16 protein-coding genes are annotated in these 16,513 nt (G+C 60.5%); 14 read left to right on the top strand and 2 right to left on the bottom strand.

Features of this window, described 5'->3' with window-relative positions; genetic code table 11:
- The first annotated feature begins 106 nt into the window (after nt 1-106).
- From hisD to pyk, 14 genes are all read left to right on the top strand, one after another.
- Entirely contained in the window at nt 107-1,456 is a 1,350-nt protein-coding gene (hisD, locus tag HMPREF2943_RS09680) for a histidinol dehydrogenase (RefSeq protein WP_070711445.1), read from the top strand.
- A 3-nt stretch (nt 1,457-1,459) separates the two neighbouring features.
- The gene (locus HMPREF2943_RS09675; protein ID WP_070711444.1) at nt 1,460-2,563 is read left to right on the top strand and encodes a histidinol-phosphate transaminase; all 1,104 of its coding nucleotides are present in this window, start codon (nt 1,460-1,462) and stop codon (nt 2,561-2,563) included.
- 60 nt (nt 2,564-2,623) lie between these two features.
- A complete protein-coding gene (gene hisB / locus HMPREF2943_RS09670) occupies nt 2,624-3,256 on the top strand; it encodes an imidazoleglycerol-phosphate dehydratase HisB (protein WP_070711443.1) in 633 nt (210 codons plus the stop codon).
- A 5-nt stretch (nt 3,257-3,261) separates the two neighbouring features.
- Nucleotides 3,262-3,444 carry a hypothetical protein gene (locus HMPREF2943_RS09665; RefSeq protein WP_070445412.1) on the top strand — a complete coding sequence of 61 codons (183 nt, stop codon included), beginning with the start codon at nt 3,262-3,264 and terminating at the stop codon, nt 3,442-3,444.
- A 50-nt stretch (nt 3,445-3,494) separates the two neighbouring features.
- Nucleotides 3,495-4,715, top strand: coding sequence for an MFS transporter (locus HMPREF2943_RS09660; RefSeq protein WP_070445416.1), 1,221 nt, complete (start codon nt 3,495-3,497; stop codon nt 4,713-4,715).
- Nucleotides 4,712-5,347 carry an imidazole glycerol phosphate synthase subunit HisH gene (hisH, locus tag HMPREF2943_RS09655; RefSeq protein WP_070711442.1) on the top strand — a complete coding sequence of 212 codons (636 nt, stop codon included), beginning with the start codon at nt 4,712-4,714 and terminating at the stop codon, nt 5,345-5,347. Before HMPREF2943_RS09660 ends, hisH begins: the two co-directional genes overlap by 4 nt.
- Nucleotides 5,348-5,377: 30 nt before the next feature.
- Nucleotides 5,378-6,160 (top strand): bifunctional 1-(5-phosphoribosyl)-5-((5-phosphoribosylamino)methylideneamino)imidazole-4-carboxamide isomerase/phosphoribosylanthranilate isomerase PriA, encoded by a 783-nt coding sequence (gene priA, locus HMPREF2943_RS09650; protein WP_070711441.1) that lies wholly within the window; start codon nt 5,378-5,380, stop codon nt 6,158-6,160.
- 4 nt (nt 6,161-6,164) lie between these two features.
- A complete protein-coding gene (locus HMPREF2943_RS09645) occupies nt 6,165-6,968 on the top strand; it encodes an inositol monophosphatase family protein (RefSeq protein WP_070643780.1) in 804 nt (267 codons plus the stop codon).
- A gap of 121 nt (nt 6,969-7,089) precedes the next feature.
- Nucleotides 7,090-7,854: an imidazole glycerol phosphate synthase subunit HisF gene (hisF, locus tag HMPREF2943_RS09640; protein ID WP_070445717.1), complete on the top strand. Its 765-nt coding sequence runs from the start codon at nt 7,090-7,092 to the stop codon at nt 7,852-7,854.
- A complete protein-coding gene (hisI, locus tag HMPREF2943_RS09635; RefSeq protein ID WP_070445428.1) occupies nt 7,851-8,261 on the top strand; it encodes a phosphoribosyl-AMP cyclohydrolase in 411 nt (136 codons plus the stop codon). Before hisF ends, hisI begins: the two co-directional genes overlap by 4 nt.
- Nucleotides 8,262-8,340: 79 nt before the next feature.
- Nucleotides 8,341-8,943 carry a TIGR02234 family membrane protein gene (locus HMPREF2943_RS09630; protein WP_070711519.1) on the top strand — a complete coding sequence of 201 codons (603 nt, stop codon included), beginning with the start codon at nt 8,341-8,343 and terminating at the stop codon, nt 8,941-8,943.
- A gap of 170 nt (nt 8,944-9,113) precedes the next feature.
- Complete coding sequence (locus HMPREF2943_RS09625) at nt 9,114-9,941, top strand: indole-3-glycerol phosphate synthase TrpC (protein WP_070445431.1); 828 nt, start codon at nt 9,114-9,116, stop codon at nt 9,939-9,941.
- Nucleotides 9,942-9,982: 41 nt separating this feature from the next.
- The gene (gene lgt, locus HMPREF2943_RS09620; RefSeq protein ID WP_070445434.1) at nt 9,983-10,891 is read left to right on the top strand and encodes a prolipoprotein diacylglyceryl transferase; all 909 of its coding nucleotides are present in this window, start codon (nt 9,983-9,985) and stop codon (nt 10,889-10,891) included.
- 300 nt (nt 10,892-11,191) lie between these two features.
- Entirely contained in the window at nt 11,192-12,613 is a 1,422-nt protein-coding gene (gene pyk, locus HMPREF2943_RS09615) for a pyruvate kinase (protein WP_070445728.1), read from the top strand.
- A 152-nt stretch (nt 12,614-12,765) separates the two neighbouring features.
- Here pyk and HMPREF2943_RS09610 read toward each other — a convergent pair whose 3' ends face one another.
- Both HMPREF2943_RS09610 and HMPREF2943_RS09605 read right to left on the bottom strand, forming a co-directional pair.
- Nucleotides 12,766-15,156, bottom strand: a complete 2,391-nt coding sequence (locus HMPREF2943_RS09610; protein WP_070711440.1) for a glycogen/starch/alpha-glucan phosphorylase — start codon at nt 15,154-15,156, stop codon at nt 12,766-12,768.
- 144 nt (nt 15,157-15,300) lie between these two features.
- Nucleotides 15,301-16,509, bottom strand: a complete 1,209-nt coding sequence (locus HMPREF2943_RS09605; protein WP_070711439.1) for an amidohydrolase — start codon at nt 16,507-16,509, stop codon at nt 15,301-15,303.
- Between the last annotated feature and the right edge of the window lie 4 nt (nt 16,510-16,513).

Genomic DNA, 16,513 nt, shown 5'->3' with positions numbered 1-16,513 from the left:
AGTGGCACATTCTATAACCCCTACCTGCCAGCTCGCTGGCTTTTCGGTCCAGGTATAGTAATGGGAAGGTATAGAAACCGCTGCATATTATAAAAGGGGTCTGAGCATGCTACGAACCATCGACCTGCGTGGAGAGGAACTCACCACCTCCCGGCTGCGCCGAGTCCTGCCGCGAGGGGGAACGGACGTGTCCTCAGTGATGGGCACCGTCATCCCCATGGTGGAGAAAGTCCGCGAGGGTGGTGCGGCGGCGGCCCTCGATTTCGGCGAAAAATTCGACGGAGTCCGCCCCGCCGCAGTGCGAGTACCTAAGGAGGAGATGAAGAAGGCTGCCGAGGACCTGGACCCGAGTGTGCGAGCAGCCATCGAAGAATCTATCGCGCGCGTGCGCGCCGTTCACGCTGATCAGAAGCCGGCTTCGCACACGACGACACTGGCACCAGGCGCGACGGTCACCGAGGTCTTCCAGCCCATCGAGCGAGTAGGGCTCTACGTCCCGGGCGGCAAGGCGGTGTATCCGTCTTCCGTCATTATGAATGCCGTCCCCGCCCAAGAAGCGGGCGCTGCGGCGATGGTCGTGGCTTCTCCGCCGCAGAAGGAATTCGGTGGGCTGCCACACCCGACAGTGCTGGCCACGTGCCACATGCTGGGCGTGGATGATGTCTGGGCCGTCGGCGGCGGGCAAGCCATCGCGCTTCTGGCCTACGGCGATGATGAACCCGCCACGGGTGAAGAAGCTCTGGAGCCTGTCGATATCATCACCGGCCCCGGCAACGTCTTTGTTGCTGCCGCTAAGCGCGCGGTGCAGGGAGTGGTGGGAATTGATGCAGAAGCTGGTCCTACCGAGATCGCCATCCTGGCCGATGAGACCGCTAACCCCGTCTACGTGGCCTATGACCTCATTTCCCAGGCGGAGCACGATCCCATGGCTGCCTCCGTGCTCATCACCGATTCTGAGGACTTTGCCGCTGCGGTGAATGCGGAGGTAGCTCAGCGCTATACCGCCACAGCCAACGCCGAGCGCGCAGCTGAGGCATTGCGCGGAGAACAGTCCGGCATCGTCCTGGTCGACGACCTCGAGACAGGTATCGCTGTCGCGGACGCCTATGCCGCTGAGCACTTGGAGGTACACACAAAGAATGCCCGGGCAGTTGCGGAGCGTATCCGCCACGCCGGCGCGATCTTCGTTGGTGAATACTCGCCCGTACCGCTCGGTGATTATTCCGCCGGTTCCAACCACGTTTTGCCTACCTCGGGAACCGCGCGGTTTAGCGCCGGGCTGTCGACGCACACCTTCCTACGGCCGGTCAACCTCATCGAGTACGACCGCGCGGCACTCGGCGAGGTAGCTCAGAATGTCATTGCCTTCGCCACTGCAGAAGACTTGCCCGCCCATGGTGAAGCAATTGCGGCACGATTCGCTGATGACACCGATACCCAGAAAGAAGAGGCTTAAGCAATGGCTGAGTTGAAGGATCTTCCCCTTCGCGAAGAATTGCGCGGCTCCAGCGCCTATGGAGCCCCGCAGCTGACGGTGACCAACCAGCTCAACACCAACGAGAACCCCTATCCGCCCTCGGAGGCGCTGGTGAAGGACATGGTGGCGGCCGTCGAGAAGCACGCGCGTCAGCTCAACCGTTACCCAGAGCGCGATGCCGTGGAGCTGCGCACGGCACTGGCGGAGTACGTCAGTGAGCAGACCGGGGTGGCTGTCAGCGTGGAGAACGTCTGGGCAGCTAACGGCTCCAATGAGGTTCTGCAGCAGCTGCTGCAGGCCTTTGGCGGGCCGGGGCGTAGTGCGCTGGGATTTACACCGAGCTATTCGATGCACCCCATTCTATGCGCGGGCACCCAAACCGAATTCATCTCCTGCCCACGCGATGCGGATTTCCGTATTGATGAGGAGGAGGCGTTGGAGGCCGTCGCCAAGCACCGCCCCGACGTCGTTTTCATCACAACACCGAACAATCCCACCGGTGATGTCACCCCGATTGATGTGGTGGAGAAGATCGTGCAGGCCGCGCCGGGCATCGTCATCGTGGACGAGGCCTATATGGAATTCTCGCCTTCGCCTTCTGCGACCACGCTGCTGGAGAAATATCCGACCAAGCTCGTGGTCTCGCGCACGATGTCCAAGGCCTTCGACTTCGCCGGCGGACGTTTGGGCTACTTCGTGGCAGATCCGGCGTTCGTGGAAGCCGTCATGCTCGTTCGTTTGCCCTATCACCTGTCGGTTCTCTCCCAGATCGCGGCCACCGTTGCCCTTGCGCATAAGGAAGAGACCTTGGGAACTGTGGCCAAACTATCGGCGGAGCGGGACCGGGTTGTCGCACGGCTTAAGGAGCTCGGATACTACGTCGTACCCAGCGAATCCAACTTCGTCTCCTTCGGACGCTTTGCCGATCAGCACGCGGTGTGGCAAGGATTCCTGGACCGCGATGTCCTGATTCGTGATAACGGTGTACCGGGTCTCTTGCGCGCCACGATCGGTCTGCCTGAAGAGAATGATGCCTTCCTTTCGGCCGCGGCGGACTTGGCAGATACAGTAGAGATGACTAACTAAAAACGATGATGAAATGAGCCCACATTGTGGGCTCATGACTTGAAGAAGGAGCGTGGGGCAATGAGTGCTGGCGACGCTGTACGTCACAACCATGGCGGCCGCATTGGCCGCGCAGAGCGCGTCACCGGGGAGACAAAGATCTCTGTAGAAATAAACCTCGATGGCACCGGCCAGGCGGATATTTCGACGGGGCTGCCGTTCTTTGACCACATGCTTAACGCTGTGTGCACCCACGGCTCCTTCGATCTTCGCGTTCACGCTGAGGGCGATATTGACATCGATGCTCACCACACGGTCGAAGACACCGCTATCGTGCTGGGCCGTGCCTTTCTGGAGGCGGTGGGGGATAAGTCCGGGATCCGCCGTTTCGGCTCCCAGCTCCTCCCCATGGATGAAACGCTGGTGGAGGCCGTCGTCGATATCTCAGGGCGTCCCTACTTCGTGATGAATGGCGAGCCGGAGAACATGGAGTGGCAGATTATCGGTGGGCATTACGCCACGGTTATCAACCGACACTTCTTTGAAACCTTTGCCACGCACTCGGCGACGACCTTGCACGTCAACGTGCGTTACGGCCGCGATCCGCATCACATCACGGAGGCCGAGTACAAGGCAGTGGCCCGTGCTCTGCGCCAGGCTACTGAGCGGGATCCGCGCGTGACCGGAGTTCCTTCGACGAAGGGAGCACTCTAAGACTTATGAATGTAATGGTTCTCGTTCTCTTTCTGGTCGCCGGGTTGCTCGTCGGTGGTGCGTGGGCGGCATACCAGAACGGGTCGGTGCTGATGACTGTGGTCGCGGGTGCGCTCGCGGCGATCTCCGTGACTGCCGCCTTGGTCTGGTTCCTTGACATCTTTTCAGCAGGATTGGCGGCGAAGTGATAGAAAAGACCCCTCAGAGCGTATGGAAGGTTGCTGGCTTTAAGGAAACCATGATCGCGGTGGTTTCCGCTTTTGGTGCTTGGTCGGTCTTGCTGCCTGTGGTGCCGCTGGCCGTGCTGGATGCCGGCGGTTCCGCGACATTGGCTGGTGCCACGACCGGCGTGTTCATGCTGGCCACAGTGCTTACCCAAATGGCAACACCGATGCTGCTGCGCATCTTTGGCTACCGCCCGATTATGGCGGCCGCGGCGTTGTTGCTGGGGCTGCCGGCGTTGGGGCACATGCTGGGCGATGCAGCCCCGATCGCCCTAGGCTTTTCCGCTCTGCGCGGTATAGGCTTCGGTGCGCTCACAGTGGCGGAGAACGCACTCATCGCGGAAATCACGCCACGGCGCCTGCTGGGTAAGGCCACGGGAATTTTCGGCCTATTCATCGGTGCAGCCCAAATGGCCTTCTTGCCTGTGGGCCTCGCGGTGGCTTCAGCCTTTAACTACAACACGGTGTATCTTCTGGCTGCTGGTCTTGGCTTACTAGGATTCTTCACGTGCATTCTGGTGCCGCAAATCAAAGCCGCTCCAGTGGGGTCGCCGGACCCCTCAGACACCACCCCGCGCGCCCCGATGTGGAAGCTCGTGCTCGTCCCAGCACTGGCGCTGATGAGTTTTTCCGTGAGCTATGGCGTGGCATCTAACTTCATTTCTCCGGCGGTGCGTGAGTTGGATCCTGAGCGCGGCGCTGTCTTGGGCGGCCTCATGCTATCGGTGATTGGTGGTTCGGCCATGATCGCGCGCTATGTGGCCGGTGTGGTGGCGGACCGAGTAGGCCAGCCAGGCACGCTGATGATTCCCGCTCAGGCTTTTTCAGTCTTAGGCGTGGGGCTTATCGCCGCCGTGCTGTGGCAAGAATGGTCAGTATGGCTGCTCGTGTTCGGCACGGTCATCTACGGTGCGGGTTTCGGCATCGTGCAAAATGAGGCGCTGTTGTCGATGTTCGACCGTCTCCCGCGCGAGCGCCTCTCGGAGGGCTCTGCGGTGTGGAATATTTTCTACGACGGCGGCACGGGCCTTGGCTCGACGGTGCTCGGCGCCGTCGTGGCTATGTCTGGTTATTATGGCGCGTTCGCCGCTGGCGCCGCCATCATCGCGGTGGGCCTGCTCATGTCTGCGGCTGACCTCGCCTTGGGCAAGACCCGCGTGAGCGAGCTGAACGACATCCAAACCCGCCTGCGCATGATTAGAAGGCCGAGGAGACCCGGAAAGGAAGCACGATGAGCTCACACGACGTAGTAGTCCTGGATTATGGCGCTGGCAATGTCCGGTCGGCAGTGCGCGCGCTGGAGAGGGTCGGTGCCACCGTCGCGGTGACCGCGGACCCGAAACAGGCGGTAGAGGCCGATGGCCTTTTGGTCCCCGGAGTGGGGGCGTTCGCTGCCTGCATGGAGGGCCTGCGCGCCGCACAGGGGCCGCGAATCATTGGTCAGCGATTGGCTGGTGGTCGCCCCGTTTTGGGGATTTGCGTAGGCATGCAGATTCTTTTTGAGTCAGGCACTGAACACGGCGTGCACACCGAAGGTTGCGGCGAGTGGCCCGGGGAGGTTACCCGTTTGCAGGCTCCCGTCCTCCCGCACATGGGATGGAACACCGTGGAGCTTCCTAGCGGAAGCCGCATGTTTGAAGGCGTGAGCCCGGAGGATCGCTTTTATTTCGTGCATTCCTATGCCGCGCGGAACTGGGAGCTGGAGACCGAGATTACGGAGCCGCCGAAGGTGGCGTGGTCGGAGTATGGCGGTGACCGTTTTGTCGCTGCGGTAGACAATGGCGCATTGTGGGCCACCCAATTTCACCCGGAGAAATCTGGTGACGTTGGTTCGCAGCTGCTGAAGAACTGGATAGGAACGCTTTAAAGAGTCCGCGTGAAAGGTAGACTACCCACCATGAGTTTTACACTGTTGCCCGCGGTTGATGTCGTTGATGGTCAGGCAGTTCGCCTTGATCAAGGAGAGGCCGGAACCGAGAAATCCTATGGCTCGCCGCGTGAGGCTGCCCTGAAGTGGCAGGCTCAGGGTGCGCAGTGGCTGCATGCAGTCGATTTGGACGCGGCTTTTGGCCGCGGATCCAACCATGAACTGCTCGCCGAAATCACCACAAGCGTGGACCTGAACGTGGAGCTGACCGGCGGGATTCGAGATGATGAATCTCTGGCCCGAGCTCTCGCCACCGGTGCGCGCCGCGTCAATATGGGTACCGCGGCTTTGGAGAACCCTGACTGGATTGCCAAGGCTCTGGCAGAACACGGTGACCGCATCGCAGTGGACTTGGCGGTCCGCCTGGTGGATGGCGAGTGGCGGACGCGAGGTAACGGCTGGGTATCTGATGGCGGCGACCTCTGGGAGGTCCTCGAACGCCTCGATGCGGCTGGTTGCACTCGCTTCGTAGTAACGGACGTGTCCAAGGACGGTACGCTGCAGGGCCCCAACATTGAGTTGTTGCGTGAGGTCGCGGCCGCTACAGAAGCCAAGGTCACTGCTTCCGGAGGAATTTCCACCCTGGATGATCTGCGTGAATTGGCCCTCTACGAAAATGAGGGAATTGATTCCGCCATCATCGGTAAGGCTCTCTATGAGGAGCGCTTCACGCTGGAGGAAGCTCTCGCTGCCGTTGCAGAGGTTACCCCGCTGCCGGGAGAGGAATACATCGACCCGATCGAGGAGAGGTAGGCCGATGGCCCCGATGACAGGAACTTCGGAGTCGGACCCACGCGAGCTTGTTGCCTTTGCGGAGGCAGCGGTGGATCACGTTGATGATCTCTTCCGCAGGGGCCTCGGCGCAGCACCCGCGCGTTTCAAGGGCGAGGGAGACTTTGCCACCGAGGTAGATCTGGTCATTGAGCAGCAGTTGCGTCAAACGCTGAGTCAGCTCACCGGAATCCCGGTGCTCGGCGAGGAATACGGGGGAGACCTCCAAGAGACGATCTGGGTCGTGGACCCAGTGGATGGAACCGCGAACTATTCCGCGGGAAATCCGTGCTGCGGAATTCTTGTCACGCTTTTGCACGAAGCGAAGCCCGTCGTCGCAGTCGCAGATTTTCCTTTGCTAAACCGTCGCGTCGTCGCGGCACAAGGCATGCCACTGCGCACCAGCGGCGGCCCCTCGACCGGTTTCGGGGGCGGCGAGGAGGCTCAGGGCTTCGACGAGGCCCGCGGTCACGTGGGCTGTTCCTCACACCTGCCAACCGATCTGTTCAAGGACCTCCGAGAGACCGGGTTGCGTCCCCGCATGACTGGGTCGGTGGGGCTGGACAATGCCTTCGTGGCCCAAGGCGTGTTTGATGGGGCGGTGAATTTCTCGCCGCACCCATGGGACAACGCGGCGGGGGCGCTCATGATCAAGGCCGCCGGTGGCCGCGTGAGCGATCCAGAAGGAAATGAGTGGACCGCCAACTCGAAGGGCTTTGTGGGAGGAACCCCGCAGGTTCATGCCACAATTCTGGATGCCATCGCCCGAAATCCTCGTGGGGAGCGCTAGGCTCCGGCGCTAAACCCCAGCGTGGGAATTGGGCGCTGAAGCCGGACGTAGTTTTTAGTATTCGGCAGTTTCCATACGGACTGCCTCTCATCTGACCTTTAGTTTTAGGAGGATGGTCACCATGGCACTTGCCGTGCGCGTGATCCCGTGTCTTGACGTTGATAATGGCCGTGTGGTCAAAGGCGTGAACTTCGAAAACCTGCGTGATGCCGGTGACCCGGTGGAGTTGGCTGCCCGCTATGGCCACATGGGCGCTGATGAGCTGACCTTCCTCGACGTCTCCGCATCAAAGGATGGCCGCGGCACCATGCTCGATGTGGTGCGCCGTACGGCCGATCAAGTCTTCATCCCGTTGACCGTTGGCGGTGGCGTCAGGTCGGTGGACGATGTCCGCGAGCTTCTTCGTGCCGGCGCGGATAAGGTCTCTGTAAACTCCTCTGCCATCGCGCGCCCGGAGTTGCTGCGCGAACTGGCGGATGTCTTTGGTTCCCAGTGCATTGTGCTTTCGGTGGATGCTCGCCGCGCAAAAGATTTTCCCAGCGGCTTTGAGGTCACCACACATGGCGGAACGCGCTCGGCAGGCCTCGACGCCGTGGAGTGGGCCAAGCGCGGTGAGGAACTAGGGGTTGGTGAGATTCTGCTGAACTCCATGGATGGAGACGGCACCAAGGCGGGCTTCGACATCGAATTGATCGAGGCGGTGCGTGCGGCGGTGTCCGTGCCGATCATCGCCTCCGGCGGAGCGGGTAGGGCCGAGCATTTTCCACCGGCTGTTGATGCCGGGGCAGATGCCGTGCTCGCGGCCAGCATCTTCCACTTCCGCGAGGTAGAGATCTCTGAGGTTAAAGAGGCACTTGCGGCAGCAGGGAAGGAGGTCCGCCAGTGAAGGTACACAATGAAAGCAGCGGGCACAGAAGCACCGATTCGGAGGCCGTAGGGGACTACGAGCTGAGTGAAGAGATTGCTCAGCAGCTTAAGCGCAACGAAGCGGGTTTGGTTCCGGCCATTGTGCAATCGGAGCGCGGAGAAGTGCTCATGCTGGCATGGATGGATGATCATGCCTTGGCCTATACGTTGGCGACGCGTCGTGGGACCTACTATTCACGCTCGCGCCGTGAGTATTGGATTAAGGGTCTGACGTCCGGCAATACCCAAGAGGTGGTGGGTGCGCGCTTAGATTGCGATGGAGACACCGTCTTACTGACCGTTCGTCAGCACGGCGGCGCGTGCCATACCGGGGACCGGACGTGCTTCGATGCACGCGATCTCTTCGGAGAGGAGAACAATGGCTAAGCGCACTGAAGCAAAGCGCACTGAAGCAAAGTGCACTGAAGCAAAGCACAGTGGAGCTAAACGCATCGGACCCGTGCTGATGTTCGTCGGCGCCATCCTGTTGTGGCTGTCTTCCCGCATGACGTGGGTGACGGCGGCGGTCGAAGACGATAAGGCCGGTTCGAGTGTTGTGGAATTATCTGGTTCCTTGTGGTCCCTCGAGCTCATTGCACTCAGCGTCGTGGTTCTCGCTGGCGGTGTGGCAGCCTTTGCGCTGCGACGCACGGGCCGTCGAATTGTCTCTGTCCTTACCGCACTCGCCGCGGCGGCTGCCGGATGGCGCCCGGTTGCGCTGTTGACTGCCGGCCCCGAGGCGGAGCGTGCTCAAGAGCTGCTGCAGGGAGGAACGAACGATACCTCCGTGGATTCCGCAACAATTTCGGATTGGGCCACTGTTCTCACCGCTGATGCGTCGACCGCTGGCCCCGTGCTTGCTATCGCCGGTGCGGCGCTCGCCCTCTTCGGTGCGGTCATGGTGGCGAGCAATCCGGGGGCCGATAAGCCCCGCTCCGCCAAATATGAAACCCCGGCGGTACGCCAGGAACGCCTGCAGGAAGATCTCGAAACCTCTCAGGACTCCGGCCGTGTGATGTGGGATGCCCTCGATGCCGATATTGACCCCACCGATCCCCGGTCTACCTAGGCATGTCAGCGGCGTGAGCCGTAGCTGCAATTCCCGTTTCATATAGTGGTCCTAGCACGGAATCGGGTGCCCCGGATTTCTTGTTAGAGGCAAGGGCGCGCTAGCCTAAGTGTGATCTCAAACGCCCCTGTTTCTTTCTTTGAGTTTCCTTCGGGGAAGGGAGGTGCTCCATGCCTACCCCGATTGCCGTTGATCACCTTGTGGCCGGCGTACTAGCTGATGTAGCCGCACGGGAGGCGCGCGTCCCCTTCAAGGAAGTTAAAGCGCGGTCTCGAGACATGGACGCACCGCGCGATACCGCACAGGCCCTATTGCGTTCGGGGTGTTCTATCATCACCGAAATCAAGCGCGCCGTGCCTTATGGTGGAGAGATCGTCCACCTAGACGGACCGCACTCCGTCGCGGCCCTGGCACGAAAGCTGGAGGAAGCAGGCGTGCACGTCATGGCCTGCCAGACAGACAGGCGCCGCTTTCATGGCTCCCTGGAGGACATGCGCGTTGCCCGCGCTGCAATCGACATTCCTATGCTGTGCCGCGACACCATTGTTGATCCTTATCAGATTCATGAAGCGCGCTGTTATGGGGCGGATGCGATTCCTTTGCAGGTGGAGTTGCTTGATCAGGCTCGCCTCGAGTCGCTCCTCGACCGCGTGGAGTCCCTTGGAATGACAGCCATCCTTGAAGTGCGCACGTGCGCTGAGGTGGATCGCGTTATCAAAGCAGGGGGTACTGTCGTGGCCATCAATGCGTGGTCTTTGGCCTCCGATGCACTTAATCGGGAGGCCTTTTCTACTATTTCACCGGGTCTTCCTGAGAGCATCACACGTATTGCGGTGGGCGGCGTTAATAGTCCGCGTAACGTGTTGTCCTATGCCTCGCAGGGAGCCGATGCCATCCTCGTCGGTGAGTCCATTATGGCGGCCCAGGACCCGATGGCTTTGGCCCGCTCCTTAGTGGCCGCCGGCCAGCATCCGGCGTGCCCTTCGCGCAGAAGCTAAGCGCGTTGTAGTGGCCGTCTTTTTCAGGCACACTATTTCCCGTGCAGATTTACTACCTCGCCAACATTCCCTCTCCGCCACAAGGCGTGTGGCATCTCGGACCAGTCCCTATTCGTGCGTATGCCATGTGCATTATCGCCGGCATCCTCGTTGCGCTGTGGATGACTCTGCGCCGCTATACCGCCCGGGGTGGAAACCCGGATGTGGTCTGGGATGCTGCCTTGGTAGTGATCCCAGCCGGCATCATTGGCGGCCGCCTCTATCACGTGATTACGGATAATGATAAGTACTTCTGCTCCACGTGTGATCCTCTCGACGCGCTGAAAATCACCAACGGTGGACTAGGTATTTGGGGAGCGGTGGCCTTGGGCGCGGTCGCGGTGTGGCTCATGTTCAAAGTCAAGGGCATCCCTGTGGGGCCGTTTGCGGATGCCGTCGCGCCTGGACTCATATTGGCGCAGGCTATTGGCCGCCTAGGAAATTGGTTCAACCAGGAACTCTATGGTCGTGAGACCACCGTCCCGTGGGCTCTCGACATTTATTATCGTGTGAATGAAAGCGGTGAATACGCGCCGATCAGTGGGCGCTCGACCGGGGAAGTAATCGCCTCGGTGCATCCGACATTCCTCTATGAGCTGCTGTGGAACGTGGCGGTGTGCGTGTTCCTGCTGTGGGCCCACAAGGCATTCAAGCTCGGCCATGGTCGTGTGTTTGCGCTGTACGTCGCCGGATACACAGCGGGGCGCTTCGTTGTAGAAAACATGCGTGCTGACGATGCCACGCTGATCTTTGGTCTGCGTGTCAACGTCATCGTGTCAGTGGTCTGCTTTGTCGTAGCGCTCATCGTGTACTTCCGGCTGCCGCGCGGCCAGGAAACACCAGAAGAGGTGGACCCGGCCCGTGCCGCCGACGTCGGTGACAGTGCAGGAGTCGCTGACTCACAAAGGTGACAGTCGCAGCGCCTAGCGACAGATTCACGCGCTGAGACTTCGGGAAGTAGCCGGGATCACAGAATGTTTTAAGACGCCTTGACCGAGAGTCTCGAGTTTCGGGCGCATGGACACAAAATGCCCAGATGTGCCCGGTTATTCCCGGTTGTTGCTGAATCGGAAGGGGCTGCAACAGCCACCGGGGAAGCCTGATTCGAGGGTCAAAACATGGTGTGAGCTTCATTCGTGGTGGCCGAGACCAGCAAAGCGGGGTAGTTTGGGAACCGTTAGAAACTCCCGATGTGAATAAGGCACTCCATGTTGGATAGAAGAACCAAAATTGTTTGTACGTTGGGTCCTGCTGTAGCAAGCAAGGAAGGAATCCTTGGCCTCGTTGAAGCAGGCATGAACGTGGCGCGTCTAAACATGTCCCACGGCGAGCATGCGGACCACGAGGCGAACTACCGCTGGGTCCGTGAGGCTACCGATGAGACCGGCCAGGCAGTCGGCGTCCTGGCGGACCTCCAGGGACCGAAGATTCGTCTGGGTCGCTTCGTCAACGGTGAAGAGATGTGGAAGGACGGCGAAATCGTCCGCATCACCGTTGATGACGTAGAAGGTACGCACGACCGCGTGTCCACCACTTACAAGAACCTGGCGCAGGACGCGAAGCCGGGTGACCGCCTGCTGATCGACGACGGTAAGGTCGCCGTCGTCTGCAAGGAAGTCGACGGCAATGACGTTGTTTGTGAGGTCACCGAGGGCGGACCGGTCTCCAATAACAAGGGCGTGTCCCTCCCAGGCATGGACATTTCTGTGCCGGCGCTGTCGGAGAAGGACATTGCTGACCTTCGCTTCGCATTGAAGCTCGGCGTGGACATGATCGCTCTGTCCTTTGTTCGTTCCCCAGCCGATGTGGACAAGGTCCACGAAATCATGGATGAGGAAGGCCGCCGCGTTCCGGTTATTGCGAAGCTCGAGAAGCCGGAGGCGGTCGATGCCCTTGAATCCATCGTCTTGGCTTTCGATGCCATCATGATTGCGCGCGGTGACCTTGGCGTCGAGGTCCCGCTGGAGCAGGTTCCGCTGTTCCAGAAGCGCGCTATCCAGATCGCGCGTGAGAATGCCAAGCCGGTGATCGTGGCAACGCAGATGCTCGATTCCATGATCTCCAACCTGCGCCCGACTCGCGCGGAGGCCTCCGACGTGGCTAACGCAGTGCTCGATGGTGCTGATGCCGTCATGCTCTCCGGTGAGACCTCCGTCGGCATCGACCCGCACAATGTTGTGCGCACGATGTCCCGCATCGTGACGAATGCTGAGCAGGGCGGCCAGGTTCCTCCGCTGTCGCACGTTCCGCGCACCAAGCGCGGTGTTGTGTCTTACTCCGCACGCGATATTGCTGAGCGCCTGAATGCGAAGGCCATCGTCGCCTTCACCACCTCCGGTGATACCGCGAAGCGCGTGGCTCGTTTGCACTCCGCGCTGCCGCTCCTTGCCTTCACCCCGTACCCGGCGGTGCGCTCGCAGCTGGCGTTGACCTGGGGTGCAGAGACCTTCTTGAGTGATTCGGTCGAGTCCACCGATGACATGATGGCCGCCATTGATGAGGCTCTGCTGGGAATGGATAAGTACAAGGAAGGCGACATGATCGTCGTCATCGCCGGTACCCCTCCTGGAATCTCTGGTAACACCAATATGATTCAGGTGCACGAGCTGGGCCAGACTCTGCGCGATAAGTAAAACCGTCGCAGACAAACAACGCCGCCTCACCCCGCTTGCTTCCTTACCCACTAAGTGGGAAGGAGGAACGGTGGTGGGGCGGCGCTTTGTCTTTCCGGAAAGCCCCGTCTAGGGGTTAATAGGCACTAGTGCGTCTATTAACCCCTGTCTGTCTAGACGTGGGAAATGGGGGTCGGGGTCAGCTTCCACACTTCGTTGGCATAGTCAGCGATAGTGCGGTCAGAGGAGAAGCGCCCGGAGTAGCAGATGTTGAGCCAGGCCTTCTTGGCCCATGCCAGCTCGTCCGCTTCATAGTCAGCAGCCATGCGGTCACGGGTCTCGCGGTAGTCGGCGAAGTCCCCGAGGACGTAGTAGGTATCCTGAGCGTGTTCGCCGAAGCCATCGAGTAGCGAGGAGCGCAGATCACTAAACATGCCTGCATTCTCCGAACCCAGCGTGCCATCGGTGAAGGCATCGAGGACACGCGCCAGGCCCGGAACCGTGTTATAGAGCTCGCCCGGGTTGTATTCGGCGCGCAGCTGCGGGATTTCTTCGTTGCGGGCGCCGAAGATGTAGGCGTTGTCTTCGCCCACTGCCTCGACGATCTCTACGTTGGCGCCGTCCATTGTGCCCAAGGTCAGGGCACCGTTCATCATGAACTTCATGTTGGAGGTACCGGAGGCTTCCTTGCCGGCGACGGAAATTTGCTCGGAGACATCAGCGGCTGGGATGATGTGCTCGGCGGGGGAGACGTTGTAATTCTCAACGAAGACTACGTTGAGCACGTCCTTGGTAGCCGGGTCGTTGTTGACCAGGTCACCGATGGTGTTGATGAGCTTGATGATGGCTTTCGCGCGGACATAGCCCGGCGCTGCCTTCGCGCCAAAGATGAAGGTGCGCTTCGGAACGGTTTCGCCGTCGACCTTGATGCGGAAGTACAGGTCCAAGATGTAAAGCGCATTCATCAGCTGGCGCTTGTACTCGTGCAGGCGCTTGATCTGGACATCGAAAATGGAGTCCGGGTCCACGGTAGCGCCCTGGTGTGCGTCAATCCATGCGGCGAAATCCTGCTTGTTGGCGCGCTTGATGTTGATGAGTTGGCGCAGCACCTTCTCATCCTCAGCCACAGGAGCCAGCTTCGCCAGCTCGGTCAGATCGGTAACCCAGGCATCAGAACCAGCCTGCTCAGTGAGCAGGTCGGACAGGCGCGGGTTGCACATGCGCAGCCAACGACGAGGGGTCACGCCGTTGGTCTTGTTGTTGAACTTCTCCGGCCACAGCTCGTGCCACTCGGAGAGCGTGTCCGCCTTGATGATTTCGGTGTGCAGGGCGGCGACGCCATTGATGGAGTACGCGGCATAGCAAGCGATCCACGCCATGTGGACATGCCCGTCGGACACCGGAGCCATGTAGTCGATGCGCCCTTGATCCAGGCCGCGCTGGGCCATGTCTTCACGGAAGCGGCGGTCGATCTCTTCCACCAGCTCCCAAATGCGCCAGAACAGCTTCTGGAAGATGGATACTTCCCAGCTCTCCAAAGCCTCAGCCAGCACGGTGTGGTTGGTGTAGGCAAAAGTCTCGGTGACGACCTTCCAGGCCTCGTCCCAGCCCATCCCGTGTTCGTCGAGAAGCAGGCGGAGCAATTCGGGGATGGCCAGCACCGGGTGGGTGTCGTTGAGCTGGATGCAGTTGTACTCGGCGAAGCCGGTGAGGTCCTCGCCGTGGTGCTCGATGTAGTTATCGATCATCTGCTGCAGCGAGGCCGAGACGAAGAAGTACTGCTGGCGAACGCGCAGTACTTTGCCCTCGTAGGTGGTGTCGTTGGGGTAGAGCACGCGGCAGATGTCCATGACGCGCTCGCGCTCCACGATGGCTTCGGTGAAGCGCTGCGAGTTGAAGGCATCGTAATCGAATTCATCGATAGGCTCGGACTTCCACAGGCGCAGCGTACCTACGTTGTTGGTGCCGTATCCGGTAATCGGCATGTCATAGGGGATAGCGCGTACGTCCATGTCATCGAAGTGGACCAAGCGCTGTTCGGAGGCACGGCGAATGATGAAGTCGTAGCCATTTTCCATCCAGGCATCTGGTTCCTCGCGCTGGAAACCGTTGTCGAAGGACTGACGGAAGAGACCGTAGCGGTAGAGCAGGCCGTAGCCCGTGACCGGGTAGTTCTGGGTGACAGCAGAATCGAGGAAGCAGGCGGCGAGGCGGCCCAGGCCGCCGTTGCCTAGTGCAGCATCGTGCTCGGCTTCGAGAACATCGGAGAGTTCGTGACCGGCGGCCTTGGAGGCGGCGCGGGCTTCGTCGACGAGTCCGACGTTGGTGAGGTTGTTGAGCAGGGCGCGCCCCTGGAGGAACTCAGCAGAGAAATAGTGCTGCTGGCGGGCGGCGGAGTAGGCGGTGCGGGTGGCCTCCCAGTTGTCAGCAATCTGCTCCATTACTGAAGAAGACAAGCCGGACCAGAACTTGCGGTTAGTCGCGGCAGAGGGGGAGACACCAGCAGCGGCGCGGACGTGTCCGGGAACTGCGGTCTGAAAATCGGAGTGCTGGGGTTGACTCATGAGAATCCCTTCACCTTAGGCATAAAAATGCGGAAAAATACCAACACCCAAGCTTAACCAGTTCCGCATTCAGCTGCAGGAGAGAGCACTGCCAGCCAGCGTGCATTAATCATCACACACAACGAAAGCGTTGTGCCGGGAAGGTTAGCGCCCCAGAAAAGACAGGACGGCTGCAGCCCCGGCGTGGGTGGCCGAGCGCATGGTGGGTTCATAATCCGGCAGGAAAGTGGATTGGTGGTTAACCGGCGGGTTGTCCAGGAGGTGCTCCGGCGTGGAGCCGATGAACCAGAAGTTATAAGGCACGCCCCAGGCTTGTGGGAGATAGCAGAAATCCTCGGAGACGGTGGATGGGGTGGCGCTCACGGAGAGATCAGCAAAGACTGCGTCGAAGGCCGAGCGAATGGTCTCATGAGTGGAAGCGTCATTATCGGTGACTTCGCCATGGGCAAAGTACTCGAAGGTGGGCTCTGCTGGGCATCCCGAGGCTTCGCACTCGGCTCGCACCATACGCTCGAGGGAGGCATAGACGCGCTGCGCCAACTCTGGCTTGTAATAGCGGGTGTTAAGTACGAGTTCGGCGCTGCCCGGAATGATGTTGTTTTTATCGCCCGAATGCAGCTCGCCCACCGAGATGACAAAGAAATCATGGGGAGGGACTTCGCGGCCGACGATGGCCTGCAGGCGGGTGACCACCATGGCGGCCGCGTAGGAAGGATCGATGGCCTCGTGCGGCATGGAGGCGTGCGCGGAGCGCCCCGTGATGCGGATGCGGAGGGAGTCACAGCCGGCCAGGATGGGGCCGGCGGTGGACTGCACCTGGCCGGCGGGGCCCGGCATGACGTGTTGACCAAAGCACACATCCGGTGCAGGAACGCGGTCGGTGAGCCCGTCCGCAATCATGTATTTGGCGCCCATGGATGATTCCTCCGCCGGTTGGAACAGTGCTAGGAAGGTGCCGTGCCAGGCGTCGCGGTGGGCGTCGAGAATCGCGCACGCGCCGAGCAATGCCGTGGTGTGTACATCGTGCCCGCAGGCATGCATTGCGCCATTGGTGGCGGCGAAGGGGACGCCGGTTTCCTCGGCCACCGGGAGGGCATCAAAATCAGCCCGCATCAGCGCGGTTGGGCCGTCCCCGTTGCGGAAGATAGCGACGATGCCATGGCCGCCGATTCCGGTGACGAGCTCGCACTCGTACTTATCTAGTTGTTCCAGAATCCGCCCGGCGGTGCGTTCCTCTTGGTGGGACAGCTCTGGGTGGGCATGCATGTCTTCATAGAAGGCGCGTTGCCAGCTGAGATCGACTGAATCTTCGAGGAGGAGCGAGCTCAGCCGAGAAAGTGTGGGATCTGCCATAGTT

Origin of the sequence: Corynebacterium sp. HMSC072D12 (assembly GCF_001813925.1) — a bacterium.
Taxonomy (GTDB): Bacteria; Actinomycetota; Actinomycetes; order Mycobacteriales; family Mycobacteriaceae; genus Corynebacterium; species Corynebacterium aurimucosum.
Note: the sequence above shows the minus strand (reverse complement) of the source record. Positions and strands in the feature narration are given on the sequence as shown.